Here is a 466-nt window from a genome sequence, read left to right as displayed (position 1 = left end):
CAAAAGATTTTTTCAGCTCCTCGTAATCGCTCTTGGATGCGTCCGAATAAGGAGCGAAAGGCAAGTCAAGTTCCCTCAGCGCCGTGCTTGCATCTTCTCCGTGCCCGAGCAGGGCAGCAATATAATCCTTATAATGTTTGGCGCTCAGAATCGTAGTTTTCGTTCTATTAAGCGAAAGCCCGTAGTCAGCAAGTGAATGTGACAGTGTCGAAAGTGCCCGATAGGCGTCTTGTTGCGAGTCGCATATCAATGTAAAATCATCTACATAACGATGCCAAACTATTCCAGCATCTGAAAGAGATCCGTCTATCGGAGACATCATAACTTCCGCAAGAATTCGGGCGCACTGTCCACCGACGGGCAGACCGAAAGATCGACCCGATGAGAGTTTGCTCAGGATTCGATCGATCTGCACTGCAACCGTGGACCCAGCGGGGCTCAGATCGTTTAGGAGATTTTCCAATCT

1 protein-coding gene is annotated in these 466 nt (G+C 48.9%); it reads right to left on the bottom strand.

Annotation, left to right across the window (positions count from 1 at the left end; translation table 11 throughout):
- Positions 1–319 (bottom strand): reverse transcriptase domain-containing protein (locus ACWTU8_RS32550; RefSeq protein WP_455851339.1); only part of this gene is annotated, 319 nt, incomplete at its 3' end.
- Between the last annotated feature and the right edge of the window lie 147 nt (positions 320–466).

Source organism: Mesorhizobium sp. BHbdii (assembly GCF_053848045.1).
This window is presented reverse-complemented; position numbering and strand designations above follow the sequence as displayed.